Below are 16,868 nucleotides of genomic sequence, written 5' to 3' on the forward strand. Positions count from 1 at the left end.
AAGTGACCCGTGAAAAAACTGATAATAAATAGCGATGGTGCCGCACGCGGCAACCCCGGACCCGCCGGTATCGGTGTAACGATAAAGGACGAAAAAGGGGCCATTGTAAGAGAGATAGCCGAGTATCTGGGCGAAACGACGAACAATCAGGCGGAATATAGGGCGCTCATCGCAGGGTTAAAGGCGGCCGTAGAGATGGGCGCCGAAGAGATAAGGGCTTTTGCCGATTCGGAGCTTATCGTCAAACAGATAAAGGGCCTTTACAAGGTGAAGAACGAAGGACTTAGGCCCCTTTTTGAAGAGGTCAAGGGGCTCTTGCGAAAATTCAAGAGCTGTAATATAACCTATGTGCCTCGCGAGATGAACAAAGAGGCAGATAAGCTCGCCAACAAGGCGATAGACGAAGCTTAAAGTAAAGATCTTTGAAAAATGAACGGAGGGCCTTTTACGCGGTCGCCGTCCGCCTTTGGCGGATGGAGGAAAGTCCGGGCTTTAAAGAGCGCCGTAGCGGATAACGTCCGCCATCTCGATGAAAATCGGGAGAGGAACAGTGCCACAGAGACGAGTCTTGTCCGGGGACACACACTTAATTCAAGAAGTGTGAATTAATTGTGTGTCCCCGGATGAGGGTGAAACGAGGTAAACTCTACGGAAAGCAAGGCCAAGCAGGGACACGGGTTGCTCGCCCGTCCGATCCGGCAACGGAGAGGACAATCCCGGGTAGGCCGCTACTATCTTTATCAGTAACCGCCTTTGCCGCAAGGCTTTGAGCGAGTCAAGCGCTAGCGTTGGTAAAGATGACGAGATGCGAGGCAACTTTGCACCCCAGATGAATGATCGCACCCCGGAAGGGGATACAGAACCCGGCTTATTAAAGGCCTTCCGTTCATTTTTATCTTATTTTAAAACGAGTAGGTCAATCCAACCTTCACAGGTATCTGTATGATCGGCGTTGTCGAGCTGTCCGAAAGGTCGTTGTCGTTGAGAAAAAGAATTATCTTTACCGGGACCTCTACCATTAGCGAGAGGTTCGTCACGTTTGGCGAACCGGCCATCGCATATTCCATCAAGGTGTATTTAAAACCAAATGCCGCACCGAAATCGGGGCCAAGCGACGCCGACTGGTTCGCAACCTTTCCTTCTGTCATGTAGTTAAAGCCTGCCAGCGCTCCCACGTATGGGTCGAACTTTCTGTCGGGATCTAAGAAGTGAAAGTTTACCTGCATATCACCGTTTATAAGATTTACCCACTCTGAACTATTGAGCTTTAGCATTCCCCAGTTGGCCGAAAGGGCTAGACCGAGCCAGTCGGGTCGTTCAAACTCGTACCCGCCCATGAGGAAGGCGCCGAAGTTGGGCCAGAACTTGATCGATGAACCGGGATCGGGCGCTATCACGCTCTGGTCCTTCCATGTGAACATTACCGGCTGCTGATAGCCGCCGCCGATATAGAAGCCTTCGGTGCGGGCGTGCGCGGAAGAGGTCAGGAGGCAAGAAGCAAGAAACAGGATGCAGGACACAGAAAATACTATTTTTTTCATATGAACTCCGCAGATTAGATGCCGGAGACTGGAATCCGGAGGCTGGAGAACTTTATCTTTTTCCTGCCTCTTGCTTCCTGCTTCCTGCATCGAAAATAAACAAACTGTCACCCAATCCCGAATCCAACCTCGTATTATCAAACACATAAGTGGAAATATTTCCAGACTTATTATGTATCGTCATCGTTTTGAGGATATTGTCGGGTCCGAACTCGCAATCGAGCCATTTGTACTGCGGGCTCTTTCCCTTGGGAGTTAGCTTTAGATATGTGTTTCCCTTTTTGGGGGTATTCACCTTCCGCTCGGCTACCGTAAAGAGCTCCTTCATTTCCGAGAACCCGTTCAGGAACTCAAGCGCCTCTTTGGGGATGGTCTCGCCGCCCACCTTGTAGGTCTCTACCTGTTCGAGTTCCTTGTCTATTATCCAGAGTTTCTTGCCGTTACTTATATAGCGCTTAGGATGTTCGCCGGTATATTCGATAAATAGTTTTCCAGGCCTTTTCATCATAAAAACGCCCGGCTCTTTTATTGTGGAATCGAGCACCTCAACGTAGGTCGACTGCGTGAAATTGGCGGTCATGTCCCTTATGGAAGAATAGGTGGATTGGATCCCGTCGACCGAAGCGGCGTTCGCGTAGTTCGAAATGACCAATGTCCAAATCCCAATGAAGAATGAAATTACAATGACACAATGTCCAATCCGTTCATGCCATTGGGATTTGAATTTTGGATATTTATTTGTCATTTGGATTTGGTCATTGGATATTTCTTCAGCTATTCTCTCTCCTGCGAAAGGCCGCTGACAAGCACTGTTCTTGGCTTTGCTCCGTCGGCGGGACCGACAACGCCTTCCAACTCCATCTTCTCTATTAGCCGCGCTGCCCGGTTGTAGCCTATGCGGAAACGCCTTTGTATCATTGAGATGGAGGCCTGCTTTGTTTCAGAAACGAGCTTTACCGCTATGTCATAGAGCTCATCATATTCCCCTTCTTCGCCCATGGGAAGCCCGTCCTCGCCAACGTTCCTCTCTTCAACTATCGATTCGTCGTAGGCGGGCTTTCCCTGTTCCTTGATGTGGTTTATTATCCTTGTTATCTCGACCTCGGTGATAAGGGCTCCGTGCAACCTCATGATATCAGATGAGTTGGGCGGCATGAAGAGCATGTCGCCCATGCCAAGGAGTTTTTCGGCGCCTACCGTGTCAATGATGGTGCGCGAATCGTGCTGGCCGGAAACCTTGAACGACATACGCGCCGGGAAGTTCGCCTTGATGAGCCCCGTGATAACGTCGACGCTCGGGCGCTGGGTAGCGAGTATCAAGTGAATGCCGGCCGCGCGCGCCATCTGGGCTAGGCGCGTGATCGACTCTTCCATATCTTTAGATGCCACCATCATAAGATCGGCAAGTTCGTCTATCACGATCATGATATAGGGGAGCTTGCCCAAATGGCAGATGGCCTCCCTGTTCGCCGCCTGCACCCTTGCCGCCTCTTCAACGGACATGAGCTTAATACTGCCCTTGTCTATTTTTTCGTTATATCCGGCGATATTTCTGACCCCTGCGTCCGCCAGGATATTATAGCGTCTCTCCATTTCGCGCACGGCCCACTGGAGCGCCAGCACCGCCTTGCGCGGTTTTGTGACGACAGGGAGGAGGAGATGGGGGATCCCGTCGTAAATAGGGAGCTCGAGCATCTTGGGGTCGATAAGTATCATCCGCACTTCTTCGGGAGTTGCCTTGTAGAGCGTGCTCACTATCATCGTGTTGACAGCCACGCTCTTTCCACTGCCGGTGGCGCCGGCCACAAGGAGATGGGGCATCTTTGTGAGGTCGGTTATCACAGGATGTCCTTCGATGTTCTTGCCGAGCGCAAACGTTATCTTGGAGCTAGAGCGCCTGAATTTGCCGTCGCTTATAACGTCCTTGAGCCAGACAATCTCGCGCTCGATGTTGGGTATCTCGATTCCTATGGCCGCCTTGCCGGGAAGATGGGCAACGATACGAACGCTTCGCCCGCCCATTGTGACGGAGAGGTCGTCTTCAAGATTCACTATCTTGCCGACCTTTACTCCGGGTGCGGGTTCGAACTCGTACATCGTGATGACGGGCCCGGGGTGGATCTCCGTGACCCTTCCTTCAACTCCGTAATCCTTGAGTTTTAGCTCCAGAAGCACCGAGTTTTTCTTGAGGTTCTCTTCGTCGATGGCGACTATCTTCTGTTCCGACGAATCAAGGAGAGACGTCGGCGGGAAGGTGTAATCCTTGCTCATCCTTGCAAGCTCCAGCTGGCTGTCGCGCGCCTTTGAAGGCTTTGAGTCGGCGCGTTCGAATATCTTCGGGCCGTCTGCGTCGTATTCGCTCGATTCAGATTGGGGCGCCATGGGGGAAGTTACCGCGGTCTCTATCTTTTTGGATGGCCTTTCGGCGGAGGATGTTAGTCCCGGAATGGCGACCCCGGAGCCCCTTTTTACAGCCTCTTTTTTGATGATGTTTATCTTAACTTTTTTGCGCTTTTTAAAGTTCCCGATACAGTCGGCTATTGCATCTTTCCATAGGGGTAGTGTTTTAAAGGCCCACTTTTTTGTCCTCTCGAAGTAGATTATGATAAGCCCCAAGAGCCATGAACCGATCACAACCGTTATCTTTTGAACACCCTTGGCTATCTCCACCACCGACATGTGGGTTGCGTAAAGGGCTGTGAGCGTAACGAGAGTGAAAGCGACGATATATGCGCCGGCCTTGCCCAGCCAGTTCTGCATCAAGGTGCCAAAAAGCGCTCCGAGAAAACCGCCGGCCTCAATGGGCTGACCGTGGATATGGACCATCTCGAACTTTAAATGAAAGAGCGCAGCGCCGGAGACGAGAAGCATGGCGTAGCTCACAGCCTCTTTCCAGTTAAGGTTTATCGTCCTTCCCCAGAACTGCAGGAAGCTTACAAGGAAAAGGACCGAGCAGAGGAAGTAGGCGCTGACGCCGAAGATGTTGAAAAGTATATCGGCGGTATACGCCCCCACAAAACCGCCTAAGTTGTTTATATGTTTAACGTTAGATGTTACGTTCAGCGCCGGGTCCGCCGGGTCGTAAGAAAGGAGGCAGAGGGCAAAAAAAATGCCCAGCGCCAGAAAGAATACACCAAAAATCTCGCCCTTAACCGTTCTCTTTTTATCTTTGGCCATAGACTAGTTCTCGATAAGCCCCGTGAATATAGCAACAAGCTCGGGATCGAACTCTTTTCCCGCCCCTTTTTTAAGCTCGTTTAAAGCCTGATCGAGCGGAAACGCGGTCCTGTAATCCTGAGCTGTTATCATTGCGTCCCAGCTTTCTGCAAGATGAATTATTCTGGAGGCGACAGGTATATGCGTGCCCTGCATGTGGTCAGGGTAGCCGTTCCCGTCAAAATGTTCGTGGTGGTGGAGTATCGTGTTGATCTCGCGGACAGAATTCGTGGCGATGAGCCCGAAGTCCACAAGGACGCGGTCGCCTATTTCGTGGCCGTATTTGGAGTTTATCTTTCGAAGCGAGTCTATTCCCACATAAAGGAGAGTTAACGGATAGCCATATCTTATCGCCTTTTTTGTCTCGCGGGCGAGCGTTTCCAGCAAGAATTTCTGGTTGTATAGTCCGGTAAGTTCGTCCTTTATCGAGACCTCTTTTAACTCTTGAGTGAGTTTTTTTCGTTCAAGAATGTCTTTTACAGCTCTTGCTATAGCATATGACGAAACTTCATTTTCTGTAATAAAATCAAGGTGTTGTTTAGCGTATTCGTCTGCCTTTTCGATGGGGACAACGCCTAAGAATGGGAGGTCTGTCTTGATCTTGAACTCGTCATCGGCGATGATTATGTCGAGGTCTTTAAAATTGTGGATCTCTTCGGGAGATGCGGTCTGCGAGGCGGTCAATTTGGGGAATGCGTGCCTCAAAATGGATGCAAGTGGTACTATCGCATTCTGTTTCTTTGTGATATAAAGGATCGAGAGCGAATTCTTGGACATCTTGCGTATAATAATAACACGAGATGAGAGGTTGATGCAATGTTAAAGAAAAAGGGAACAGGAAACAGGAGGCATGAAGCAGGGAGCAAGAACGGTTTTATCCTGCTTCTTGCTTCATGCCTCCTGTTTCTCTTCTCATCCCACGCAAGGGCCGACGTAATCTCCGAGACGCTTTTGGGCGAAGAGCTCATGTTCGAGCGCAATTACCCGGCCGCGCTCGAGCTATTTTCGATCATCGAGAAAGAATATCCGGATTCACCCTGCGGCACGTTTGGCCAACTGGCAACGCTGCAGATAATGATGTTCGAGAACCTGGATTTCAGGTTCAAAGATCAATACGTTGAAGCGGAGAAAAGGTTCGAAAGGGTTGCTTATAAGACCATTAACAACAACCCAACCACGTGGGACCTTTTTATTTTGGGCGCCGGTTACGGGATGAAGGGATTCTATTTTGCCAGAGAGGGAAAATGGTTCAGGGCGGTAGGGAGCGCAGTTCGCGCCACACAGCTCTTAAAAAGGGCGCAGTTCATAGACAAGACGTTCGTCGATTCGGACCTTGGAATAGGAATGTACAATTATTGGAGATCGGTCCTCACAAAAGGGCTCCGGTTTTTGCCATTTTTCGGCGACCACACAGCAGAGGGGATAGCGGCGGTTGAGAACGTTATCGAGAACGGTAAATATGGCAAGACCCTGGCGGAGGCCAATATGGCCTTTATGCTTGCCCGCGAAAAGAGGTACGACGAGGCCAGAAAGATCCTAACTCTCTTCCTTATGAAATACCCCAATAACATCATTTTGCGCCAACTCTCGGGCGATATCTATATCGACACGAAAAAGTACGACAAGGCGGCCGAAGAATATAAGTTAATATATAAAATCGATCCGGAGATGACCAGGGCCATTTTTCGCCTGGGAAGGATCTATCAAAAGGCCGGGAAGAATGAAGAATCTCTTAAATACTATCAACAGTATCTTGCCACTGGTCCCGAAAAGGACTGGGAAAAAGCCACAAAGGCCTTTATGGCACAGCTCACCCCAAAAACCTCTTTACGATAGCGAGATAGTGGTGTAGCACGAATAGTATAGATATGGGTATAACCATAGTCCATAAAAGCGGCTCGAAAAAAATGGGGTCTGGCTCAAAAAAGGCGCTCATTCTTGCCGGCGGGGCTGTGACCGGCGCCTCCTTTATGTCCGGCGGCCTTAAGGCCCTGAACGATTATCTGGACGGTTTTACGGTCACCGATTTCGACACCTATGTTGGGATAAGCGCCGGAAGTTTGCTGGCCGCACCTCTTGCCGGCGGTATCGGTCCCGAAGAGATGTTAAAGAGCCTCGATGGCACCTCGGCGCAATTCAGCAAGTTCTCCGCATGGCATTTTTACTGGCCCAACATGATGGAGATAATCACGAAACCCCTGACATTTGCCAAGAAGTTCTTTTCCGACAAATCGCCACCATCTCTTTACGAGATACTTCCCTCGGGTCTTTTTGATAATTCGCCGGTCGAGCATTACATAAGAAAGAACATAGAGAACAACAAGCTTACCAACAGCTTTAAGACAACGCTGAAGGTGGGAGGCAAACACCTCTACATTGTTGCATCTTCTTTGGATGGTGGCAAGCGTGTTGTCTTCGGGCCCGATGAGAACGCAAGCGTTCCCATTTCAAGGGCGATACAGGCATCCACCGCTGTGCCGGGATTTTATAAGCCGGTAAGGATAAACGGTGTGGACCATGTAGACGGCGGCGTTCAGGATACCGCATCGATAGACATTGCCGTCAAAAAGGGGGCCGACCTCATTGTTTGCTACAACCCCTTCAGGCCGCACACAAGGGAAGGCAAGGCCGCGGGCGAAGGGATAATGACCGTTCTGAACCAGATATTCAGGACCTTCTTTCACAACAGGCTTCACATGGCGCTCGACAAATACAGGGATGACAAGAGCTTTAAGGGCGACATTATTCTCATTGAACCAAAGGATGACGACAAGGCTTTCTTTGATCTTAACCCGCTCCTCTATTCAAACCGTGTAAAGGCGGCGTGCTTAGGGTTCGAATCGGTCACCAATTCCATCAACGATAAATATAGCGGGATCGCTAAAGTGCTTTCGGTGCATGGGATAAAGATGACAAAGAAGAAAATAGGAAAAGAGCTGGACCGGCTTCGAACGGCAGATGAAGATATGGAGAAATTAAGGGGAATTTTGGAGAAATGACCAATGGGCACCTCTATAAACTACTCACGCTGTCATTGCGAGCCCCGAAGGGGCGCGGCAATCCCCCATAAACACTTGATTTATGGAGATTGCTTCGTCGCTGGACGCTCCTCGCAATGACATAACAATGGGTTTATAGAGGTGCCCCAATGTCCAAAACCCAATGACGAATGAATATTCAATGACTCAAATCTCAGTTGATTCATTTGATTCATTGGAATTTGTGATTTTATTCGTCATTGGAGCTTGGTCATTGATGCTTTTATAACTGTGGAGCAACAAACCCTGGACTTTAATGAAATAGTGAGCCCTCCGGCAAAGGCCGAAGTCTCGGCGCCGGTATCCGTCGAGAATAAGGCGCCGCGCATCTTCACCGTGAGCGAGCTTGTGGGGGGAGTACGTCAGCTTCTTGAAAGGAACTTCAATAATATCTGGGTCGCAGGCGAGGTCTCAAATTTCAGGATATCTCCGTCAGGTCACACATACTTCGTGCTCAAAGATGAAAAGGCGGTGATCAAGTGCGCTCTCTTTAAGGGGCACGCCTCCAAGATAAAGTTCCAGATAAAGGACGGGATAGAGATCATCTGCCGCGGGAACCTTTCCATCTATGAAAAGGGCGGCGACTTCAATCTTATCGTCGATTATTGCGAGCCTAAAGGTGTCGGTGCGCTGCAACTTGCCTTTGAACAGCTAAAAGAAAAATTATTTAAAGAGGGTCTTTTCGATCCAAAACATAAGAAGCCTCTTCCATTCCTTCCAAAGAAGATAGGAATAGTTACTTCACCCACCGGCGCCGCCATTCGCGATATTCTGAACGTCCTTTCAAGGAGATATCCGGGTATCGAGGTCCTTTTATATCCCGTGCGAGTCCAGGGCGACGGTGCGGCTCCTGAAATAGCACAGGCGACCATCTATTTTAATACGCGCGACGATATTGACGTGATGATCATGGGCCGCGGGGGCGGTTCTCTTGAAGACCTTTGGGCGTTCAACGAAGAGGTCGTTGCAAGGGCCGTATTTGCCTCCAGAATACCCGTTATAAGCGCCGTGGGCCACGAGATAGATTTCACCATCTCGGATTTTGTTGCTGACAAGCGCGCCCCAACACCATCGGCCGCCGCCGAGATAGCCGTTCCAAAGAAGGACGACCTCTTAAAATTCCTGAAAGACAAACATCAGCAGCTTCTAAGGGCGCTTTCAGTATGTCTTGATATAAAGATCAAGTTATTCTCTCAGACCGCTTCTCACCTAAAACCCCCGACAGCGAGATTTCCGGACCTCATCATCCGGATAGATTCTTTGAGGGAGCGGCTTAATAACGTGGCATCCGTACTACTGGCCCGGCTTGACGCCTCGTTCAGAAAGCTGGCCGCGGAACTGAACCATCTCTCTCCGCTATCCGTGCTCTCAAAGGGTTACAGCGTTGTTACAAAGAAGGGGTCGGTCGTTAACGATGCCGCAATTCTTAAAAAAGGGGACAGCGTTCATGTGCGCTTCTTTAAGGGGGGCGCGTCGGCAAAGATCGACAAAATAAATTAAAATGGTAACTCACGAGCTTCGAACGCCAATATTCATAATAAAAGAAGGGATCGACCAAGTAACAGAGGGGATGCATGGTGATCTGAAGGAAGAACAGAAAAAGATACTGGGAATGGCCGGTGGAAATGCAAAGAGGCTGGCGCTCATCGTTAATGACCTGCTTGACATATCCAAGATAGAGGCCGGGAAATTCGATATCAAAAAGAAAGATGACGACATCGTGGCCGCCGTGAACGAGATCGTTCACGGATTTGAAAGTGTTGCAAAAGAAAAGAGACTTGAGCTCAGGAAGAGCTATCCTTCAAAGGAAACAAGACTCTCCTTCGATAAGCTCAGAATAGAACAGGTTTTGACAAATCTCTTGAGTAATGCCATTAAGTTCACCGCCAAGGGTTTTGTCGAGGTAGGCCTTGCGGATAAGGGCGACATGATCGAGTTATATGTTGCAGACTCCGGCCACGGCATGACCAAAGAGGAGATGCCTAAGCTCTTCAACAAATTTGAACAGCTTGGCCACGGGGCAGAAGGCGGAGAAAAGGGAACGGGCCTGGGGCTCGCCATAACAAAGGGAATAGTTGAGCTTCATGGCGGCAAGATAAGGGTTGAAAGCATTGCAGGAAAAGGGAGTAAGTTCATGTTCACATTACCAAGGAGCTAAATATGGCGCCCGAAAAAGAGACATTTGAAAGATCGCTTTCAAAACTGGAAGAGGTCGTTAGACATCTTGAAAAGGGAGATCTTTCGCTTGACGATTCGCTCAAGACGTTCGAAGAGGGGATAAAGTGGTCGAGGATGTGTGAATCTAAACTAAAAGAGGCCAAGGGGAAAGTGGAGATGCTTATGAAGACAGAAGGCGGCGAGCTGAAGGCGGCACCGTTCAAATCGGAGGAGAACGCCTAATTCTATGGATCTCAAAAAATATCTGTCAGAAAAGAAGACGTTGGTTGACAAGGCCATTGAAGAGTATTTTTCAAAAGAGTGCGGCGCCTCGCCAAAATTGAAAGAGGCGATGCTTTATAGCCTTCGCGCCGGCGGAAAGAGGCTACGTCCCGTACTTGTGATGGCCGCATGCGAGGCGTGCGGCGGCAAGGCCGCCGATTCAACGCCGGCGGCTCTGGCCCTTGAGATGATACACACCTTCTCACTTGTTCACGACGACCTGCCTGCAATGGACGACGATGATCTAAGGCGCGGTCAGCCGACCAGTCACAAGAAGTTCGGCGGGGCAACGGCCATCTTGGCGGGCGATGCGCTCCTTGCGGAGGCGTTTTCGTGCCTTTCGTCGTGCGTCGTGCGTTGTGCGTCATGCGTCCAGATCATAAATGATATCGCTAATGCGACAGGTGCCCGGGGTATGACAGGAGGTCAGGAGCTGGACCTCGAGGCCGAAGGAAAGAAGGTCTCTTACGAAGAACTTAAGAACATCCATAAACTAAAGACCGGAGCATTGATCGAAGTTTCTATTACAAGCGGCGCTAAAGTAGCCGGCGCCAAAGACGATAAACTTTCAACTCTTAAGAAATATGGAGAGGCGATAGGACTTGCCTTTCAGATAACCGACGACATCCTTGATGTAGAAGGGACGACGGAACAGCTGGGAAAGCCCGCAAAGAGCGATATAGAGAACGAAAAAGCTACCTATCCCGCGATATTAGGAATAGAAAAATCCAAAAAACTTGCTAAAGATCTTGTGGATAAGGCCTACTCTGCCCTCGCCGGATTTGATTCAAGGGCCGATCCTTTGCGCGATATTGCCCGCTACATACTTACCCGTAAGAGTTGACGGGCGCCTTTTAAACGTCCTTCCATGACCTTATAACGCAGTCTTTGTAACTGAAGGTTTCGCTCCCGCCGTAAAAGCATTCTCCCAGAGGGGGGCGCCTATTGCGTTTTTCTGAAGTTCAATGAAATGTTCGACATTTTTTTAACATTGATGGTAAACGGGCGAGCGAAAAACCTTATACAGGCACCCATATAGTACAGTTTAATTGACTTGAACGATAATTATGTTACTAGTGCATCGTCAATAATATGCCTCAAACCTACAAAAATGCCGGCGTAGATATCGATGCCGGCGACCATTTTATCGACCTAATAGCGCCGGCCGCAAAATCGACCTACAGGAAAGAGGTTTTGGGAGGCGTTGGCCCCTTTGCCGCAAGCTTCGCCATTGACCTCAAAAAATATAAGGAGCCGGTTCTTGTAAGCTCGACCGACGGGGTCGGAACAAAGCTCAAGGTGGCGATAGATTTAGGCAGATACGACACTATAGGCCAAGACCTCGTTGCCATGTGCGTTAACGACCTTATCTGTTGCGGCGCGGAACCCCTTTTCTTCCTAGACTACTTTGCAATGGGGGTGCTCAAGCCAAAAGATCATGCTCCGGTCATCGAGGGGATCGCCCGCGCCTGCAAATATTGCAATTGCTCTTTGATAGGCGGCGAAACTGCGGAGATGCCCGGGATGTATCACGGAAAAGACTTCGACCTCGCTGGTTTTTCAGTGGGCGTTGTAGACAAGGAGATGGCGATAGACGGAAGCAAGGTAAAAGAAGGTGACGTTCTGATAGGCGTCGCCAGCTCCGGCGCCCACAGCAACGGTTATTCTCTGGTAAGAAAGGTAATCGCTGATTCACGCCTTAAATGGACCGATAAGTTCGAAGGAAAGACGCTCGCCGATCTCGTTCTTGAACCGACCAAACTATATCCACCGCTCGTCCTCCGCCTCCTTTCGAATCACGAATCACGAATCACGAATCACGGCATTAAGGCCATAGCCCACATAACCGGAGGCGGGCTTGATGGTAACGTCCCGCGCGTGGTCCCTGAAGACCTCACAGCGATCATCAAGATCGACGCGTGGAAAAGACCTCTTATCTTCAGGCTCCTTCAGGAAAAGGGAAATGTTGCCGAAGAAGAGATGCGGCGCGTTTTTAATCTAGGAATAGGGCTTGTGCTTGCGGTCGACAAAAATTCTGCCGATGAGATCCAAAAGAGCATCGAAAAGTTCGGAGAGAGGTGCTATAAACTAGGTCATATTGAAAAAAGGAAAGATAAAGAGATAATTTTTATCTAACTATGGCAAAATTACCGATAGCTGTCCTTGTTTCCGGTTCAGGCTCGAACCTTCAGGCGATAATCGACGCCTCACAGAACGGTTCGCTAAACGCCGAAATCAGGGTAGTTATAAGCAATAGACCGGACGCGTTTGCGATGACACGCTGCGAAAAACATGGCATTACGTCGGTCGTTCATGAAGGGAAGGCCTACCCCACAAAAAACGTGTTCGAAAATGCGATCATCAAGACGATAAAAGATTCCGGTGCTGAGCTTATCTGCCTCGCCGGCTTCATGAAGATTTTATCACCTGCCTTCATCAAGACCTTCGGCGGTAAGATCCTGAACATCCACCCCGCCCTTCTTCCGAGTTTCCCGGGACTTCACGGGCAAAAGCAGGCGCTTAACCACGGTGTCAAGATCGCCGGATGCACGGTTCACTTCGTGGATGATGGGGTAGACGCCGGTCCAATAATCCTTCAGGCGGCGGTGCCCGTCGAGAACAACGACACAGAAGAAACTCTTTCAGCTCGCATTCTAAAGGAAGAACACAAGCTCTACCCAAAGGCCATAGAGCTTTTTGCCGATAAAAAATTAAAGATCCAGGGCCGAAGAGTGTTGATAAGTGAGTGATTCTGTTATATACAACGCTTGAACCGCCTTTGAGCAACCTTTGATCCACTTTTTTAGAGGAGATAAGCCATGAACAAACTCTTAGCGCTTGTAACTGTCCTGATCGTTGTCACAGCTTCCGCATCCACCAGAGCCGAGAATTTTTCTGTCGGAGCGGGGCCAACAGGCAGCATCTACGTAGTCGATGCTGCCCCTGAGCTTCAACCCGGTATCGGCGGCCATGTATTCTTTGACTACAGATGGAGCCCTCAGATCTCCACACAGTTCACGTTCATGGTCACAACACAGAACGGTCAGGGTATCTCGAATGGCGTGGACGATTTCTTGTTCTTTGGCCTGCCTTCTGTTGATATCAAATATTATGTCCTTTCCAGCGAATCGCACTGGGACCCTTACATCATGGGGGGTGTCGGCTTTTACATGTTAAGCAAGGCTTCTAAGAGCGGTAACGCGCCTGCGGCCGGCTTCGGCGCCGATGCAGGCCTTGGGCTCGATTATTATTTCACCGAAAAATGGTCGGTAGGCGCCAACGCCCAGTTCAGGAGCATCGGCCTCATAACAAGCACCACCGGCAACAATAACGGCACCGCAATTTTCCCGTTCACAATGAACGGATATGCAGCCATTCATTTTTGATAACTGTCTGTCATCCTTCGGGCTCACGCCCTCAGGATGACCCGACCATTGGATAGATATAGTTCCGGCACCGCGCGGGCGGCCACCGTCCGCGCTCATTGACCCTGGCCCCCCTATGGTCGATCAACAAAATGGGGATGATGAACGCCGTTCACAAAGAGATCGAACGCCTCGACACCTATCAGGGAAATTTTTTCGATCACTCCTGAGGGAATATCTCAAAACCGGCGCCCATAGAACTTGCGAAGAATTTAAGGGCCCTGAAACCATCCAGTTTCACAGAGTCCTTGAAGAGAAGGTCCACTATCTTTGTTTCGCCCACCTGTATCATCATGGGATATTCGAGTTCCTGCCGGAGCTTTTCGGGAATGGCCAGATAGGTATCTGGGCTGACCGTACGAAGGTCGATGATGGGGTCATGCTTCTTTCCCCTTATATCGACAAGCTGCCATTCATCGTAACGGCTGTCGAGTTGCATGATGTTTATGGAATTGTTGACTATGGCTACCGAAAGTATCTTGAATCCCGGGATGATATTGTCCGTCTCAGAGCTATAGTCCGCATCCAACCCCAGTCCTAAGGACGGAACGCTCGTTCCGCCGGCGACCTTCATGTAGCTCTTCTTCCTTGCCAAGGCGCTCGAAGCGGTAAATATGAACGCCAATGACACTAAAAGAATGACAGCTCTCCTCATAATATATTCCTCACTTTTTGCGTGAAATAGCAGGCGGCCTGCCTCTTATCTGCCTTGGATTCTAACACAGGCGCGTCTTTCATGCAAACATCTTCCTTGTAGCGGCATCTTGGGTTGAATGCACACCCTTTTGGAAGATCGATAGGCGATGGCACGTCACCCTCAAGGATTATCCTCTTCTTCTTGATCTTTGGGTCCGGAAGAGGAACAGCCGAGAGAAGCGCTTCGGTGTAAGGGTGAAGCGGTTCCTTTATGAATTTGGCGTCCATTAATTCAACTATCTTTCCAAGATACATAACGGCGACCCTTGAGCATAATTTGGAAATTACCCGGAGGTCGTGCGAAATGAAAAGATAGGCCATTTTGTACCGTGCCTGCAGGTCCTTCAAAAGTTCCAGAATATCCGCCTGCACGGCAACATCAAGCGAAGAGACGGGCTCGTCGGCAACTATGAGCCTTGGCCTTGTGGAGATCGCGCGGGCAATGCAAATCCTCTGGCGCTGACCGCCGGAGAATTCATGCGGATATCTTTGGGCGAATTCTTCGTTAAGGCCCGCTTCTTTTAGAAGTTCGCCGGCCTTTTTAAAACGCTCGTTCTTTTTGATCAACTTATTGATGATGAGCGGCTCTGTTACGATATTGCCTACGCACATGCGCGGATTTAGCGATGAGTACGGGTCCTGAAAAACGATCTGACGTTCTTTTGAAGAACCGCCGAAGACTACCGTTCCCGAATCCGGTTTGTAAAGCCCGACCGCTATCCTGCCGAGCGTCGATTTCCCGCAACCGGACTCTCCCACAAGGCCCAGAGTCTCGCCCTCTTTAATGAAGAGCGAAACGTCACTAAGCGCATGGACAAAATCCCTTCCGCCGCCAAAAAAACCTCTTTTAACGGGAAACCTCTTAACTATGTTCTTAAGTTCAAGTAGCATTGTTAAAGAACCGGCACCGTAGCCAGTAATTTCTTTGTATAGTCATCCTTGGGTCTCTCGAAAACATCCCCCACTTTTCCCGATTCGACCACGCGGCCGTCGTGCATCACATAGACCCTGTGGGCGACCTGCGCCACTATTCCAAAATCGTGCGTAATGAATATCACCGCCATCCCCAACTTTACCTGAAGGGAAGCTATGAGCTCCAATATCTGAGCCTGAATGGTCACGTCGAGCGCTGTCGTCGGTTCATCTGCAATAAGAATATCAGGTTTTGAGGCAAGCGCCATCGCTATCATCACGCGCTGGCGCATCCCTCCGGAAAGTTCGTTAGGATAGGCCTTCATCTTCTTCACGGGATCAGGAATGCCTACCATAGATAAAAGTTCGGCCGTCCTTCCGGGCGCCGCTCTGTTGTCAAAGGTCTTGTCGTGGGTCAATATCGCCTCCGATATCTGGTTCTCTATTGTAAAGACGGGATTAAGCGCGGTCATCGGCTCCTGAAATATCATCGAGATCTTACCACCCCTGACCTTTCTAAGCTCGCTTGCGGGAAGCTTTACAAGATCGATACCGTTGTACGATATCTCGCCGGAAACGATCTTCCCGGGCTCGGGGACGAGTTTTAATATGGAAAGGGCAAGTATCGTCTTACCGCTCCCGCTTCCGCCGACCACCGCAACAATTTCGCCCCTCTCCAGGGAAAGATCCACGCCATCCACCGCCTTGACAAGACCGGCCTCGGTATCGAAATAAGTGCGTAAGTTCTTTATATCAAGTAACGTCATCTCATCCTCGGATCTATCGCATCTCTAAGGCCTTCACCCAAGAGGTTATAGGCGGTTATGGTCAAAAATATCGCAAGGCCCGGCGTTATCGTAAGCCACCAGGCCACATCCATATATTCCCTTGATTCAGAAAGTATCCCGCCCCAGCTGGATACGTAAGGCGGTACTCCGAAACCTAAAAAGCTCAAAGACGATTCCACAAGTATCGCCGCCGCAACACCGAATGATGCGCTCACGAGCACCGGTGCAAGTGAGTTTGGGAGGAGATGCCTGAAGATTATCCTGAAATCGCTTGCACCGCTCGCCTTTGCCGCCGAGACAAAATCGACCGATTTGAGCCTTAAGAACTCTCCCCTGATAAGCCTTGCAACTCCGGTCCAGCCGGTAAGACCTATCACGATCATTATATTGTAGATGCTGGGTCCCACGAACGCCAGAATAGCAAGTATGAGGAAGAACGTGGGGAAACAGATGACGACCTCGATAAGACGCGAAAGTGCGATATCTATCCAGCCGCCGTAATACCCGGCTATCGCCCCAAGGATTATGCCTATGGTAATATAGATGGAAACCGCAACAAATCCCACGGAGAGAGAAATTCTGGCGCCGAAGACTATCCTTGAAAATACGTCGCGGCCCTGATCATCGGTACCGAAGAGATGCGCAAGGCTCGGGGCTTTGAGCACCGAATCAAGGTCGTAGGCGTTCGGATTGTACGGAGCGATCATGGGGGCAAAGATGGCGACGATAAAAAGAAGGACAATAACAGCAAGACCCGTCAGGGCCAGCTTGTTCCTCTTCAATTGATGCCAGACCATTGCCCAATATGACATA

General features: G+C 49.9%; 18 protein-coding genes and 1 other RNA gene. 11 read left to right on the plus strand and 8 right to left on the minus strand.

What is annotated here, in order from left to right; all coding sequences use genetic code 11:
- The first annotated feature begins 9 nt into the window (after positions 1-9).
- Both COV46_04320 and rnpB read left to right on the plus strand, forming a co-directional pair.
- The gene (locus COV46_04320; protein PIR17393.1) at positions 10-411 is read left to right on the plus strand and encodes a ribonuclease H; all 402 of its coding nucleotides are present in this window, start codon (positions 10-12) and stop codon (positions 409-411) included.
- A gap of 26 nt (positions 412-437) precedes the next feature.
- Positions 438-886, plus strand: an RNA gene (gene rnpB / locus COV46_04325) — RNase P RNA component class A.
- A gap of 16 nt (positions 887-902) precedes the next feature.
- Here the strand turns inward: rnpB and COV46_04330 are convergent.
- From COV46_04330 to COV46_04345, 4 genes are all read right to left on the minus strand, one after another.
- Positions 903-1,688 carry a hypothetical protein gene (locus COV46_04330; GenBank protein ID PIR17394.1) on the minus strand — a complete coding sequence of 262 codons (786 nt, stop codon included), beginning with the start codon at positions 1,686-1,688 and terminating at the stop codon, positions 903-905.
- Positions 1,594-2,286 carry a hypothetical protein gene (locus tag COV46_04335; GenBank protein ID PIR17395.1) on the minus strand — a complete coding sequence of 231 codons (693 nt, stop codon included), beginning with the start codon at positions 2,284-2,286 and terminating at the stop codon, positions 1,594-1,596. The genes COV46_04330 and COV46_04335 overlap by 95 nt, the downstream gene beginning before the upstream one ends.
- 29 nt (positions 2,287-2,315) lie before the next feature.
- Positions 2,316-4,301, minus strand: coding sequence for a cell division protein FtsK (locus COV46_04340; protein ID PIR17422.1), 1,986 nt, complete (start codon positions 4,299-4,301; stop codon positions 2,316-2,318).
- Between the two features lie 420 nt (positions 4,302-4,721).
- A complete protein-coding gene (locus COV46_04345) occupies positions 4,722-5,009 on the minus strand; it encodes a histidine kinase (protein ID PIR17423.1) in 288 nt (95 codons plus the stop codon).
- A 564-nt stretch (positions 5,010-5,573) separates the two neighbouring features.
- On the opposite strand from COV46_04345, the gene COV46_04350 reads away from it, so the two are divergent.
- The 9 genes from COV46_04350 (at position 5,574) to COV46_04390 (ending at position 13,620) form a co-directional block, all read left to right on the plus strand.
- Positions 5,574-6,593, plus strand: coding sequence for a hypothetical protein (locus COV46_04350; protein ID PIR17396.1), 1,020 nt, complete (start codon positions 5,574-5,576; stop codon positions 6,591-6,593).
- Between the two features lie 32 nt (positions 6,594-6,625).
- The gene (locus COV46_04355; GenBank protein PIR17397.1) at positions 6,626-7,756 is read left to right on the plus strand and encodes a hypothetical protein; all 1,131 of its coding nucleotides are present in this window, start codon (positions 6,626-6,628) and stop codon (positions 7,754-7,756) included.
- Between the two features lie 303 nt (positions 7,757-8,059).
- Positions 8,060-9,295 (plus strand): exodeoxyribonuclease VII large subunit, encoded by a 1,236-nt coding sequence (gene xseA / locus COV46_04360; GenBank protein PIR17398.1) that lies wholly within the window; start codon positions 8,060-8,062, stop codon positions 9,293-9,295.
- 1 nt (position 9,296) lies between these two features.
- Positions 9,297-9,953, plus strand: coding sequence for a hypothetical protein (locus COV46_04365; GenBank protein ID PIR17399.1), 657 nt, complete (start codon positions 9,297-9,299; stop codon positions 9,951-9,953).
- Positions 9,954-9,955: 2 nt separating this feature from the next.
- Positions 9,956-10,195, plus strand: a complete 240-nt coding sequence (locus tag COV46_04370; protein ID PIR17400.1) for an exodeoxyribonuclease VII small subunit — start codon at positions 9,956-9,958, stop codon at positions 10,193-10,195.
- Positions 10,196-10,199: 4 nt separating this feature from the next.
- Positions 10,200-11,078 (plus strand): polyprenyl synthetase, encoded by an 879-nt coding sequence (locus tag COV46_04375; GenBank protein PIR17401.1) that lies wholly within the window; start codon positions 10,200-10,202, stop codon positions 11,076-11,078.
- A 248-nt stretch (positions 11,079-11,326) separates the two neighbouring features.
- Positions 11,327-12,370 (plus strand): phosphoribosylformylglycinamidine cyclo-ligase, encoded by a 1,044-nt coding sequence (locus tag COV46_04380; protein PIR17402.1) that lies wholly within the window; start codon positions 11,327-11,329, stop codon positions 12,368-12,370.
- Positions 12,371-12,372: 2 nt separating this feature from the next.
- Positions 12,373-12,984, plus strand: a complete 612-nt coding sequence (locus COV46_04385; protein PIR17403.1) for a phosphoribosylglycinamide formyltransferase — start codon at positions 12,373-12,375, stop codon at positions 12,982-12,984.
- Positions 12,985-13,053: 69 nt separating this feature from the next.
- Positions 13,054-13,620 (plus strand): hypothetical protein, encoded by a 567-nt coding sequence (locus tag COV46_04390; GenBank protein ID PIR17404.1) that lies wholly within the window; start codon positions 13,054-13,056, stop codon positions 13,618-13,620.
- A 199-nt stretch (positions 13,621-13,819) separates the two neighbouring features.
- On the opposite strand, the gene COV46_04395 is transcribed toward COV46_04390, so the two are convergent.
- From COV46_04395 to COV46_04410, 4 genes are read right to left on the minus strand one after another with little or no spacing between them, the layout of a single operon-like run.
- Positions 13,820-14,314, minus strand: coding sequence for a hypothetical protein (locus COV46_04395; protein ID PIR17405.1), 495 nt, complete (start codon positions 14,312-14,314; stop codon positions 13,820-13,822).
- On the minus strand, positions 14,311-15,246 hold the full coding sequence (locus COV46_04400) for a peptide ABC transporter ATP-binding protein (GenBank protein PIR17406.1): 936 nt from the start codon (positions 15,244-15,246) through the stop codon (positions 14,311-14,313). Before COV46_04400 ends, COV46_04395 begins: the two co-directional genes overlap by 4 nt.
- Positions 15,247-15,248: 2 nt before the next feature.
- A complete protein-coding gene (locus COV46_04405; protein PIR17407.1) occupies positions 15,249-16,034 on the minus strand; it encodes a methionine ABC transporter ATP-binding protein in 786 nt (261 codons plus the stop codon).
- Positions 16,031-16,867 (minus strand): peptide ABC transporter permease, encoded by an 837-nt coding sequence (locus COV46_04410; GenBank protein PIR17408.1) that lies wholly within the window; start codon positions 16,865-16,867, stop codon positions 16,031-16,033. Before COV46_04410 ends, COV46_04405 begins: the two co-directional genes overlap by 4 nt.
- Position 16,868 lies beyond the last annotated feature (1 nt).

This window comes from Deltaproteobacteria bacterium CG11_big_fil_rev_8_21_14_0_20_49_13 (assembly GCA_002796305.1).
In the GTDB taxonomy this organism is placed as follows: domain Bacteria; phylum UBA10199; class UBA10199.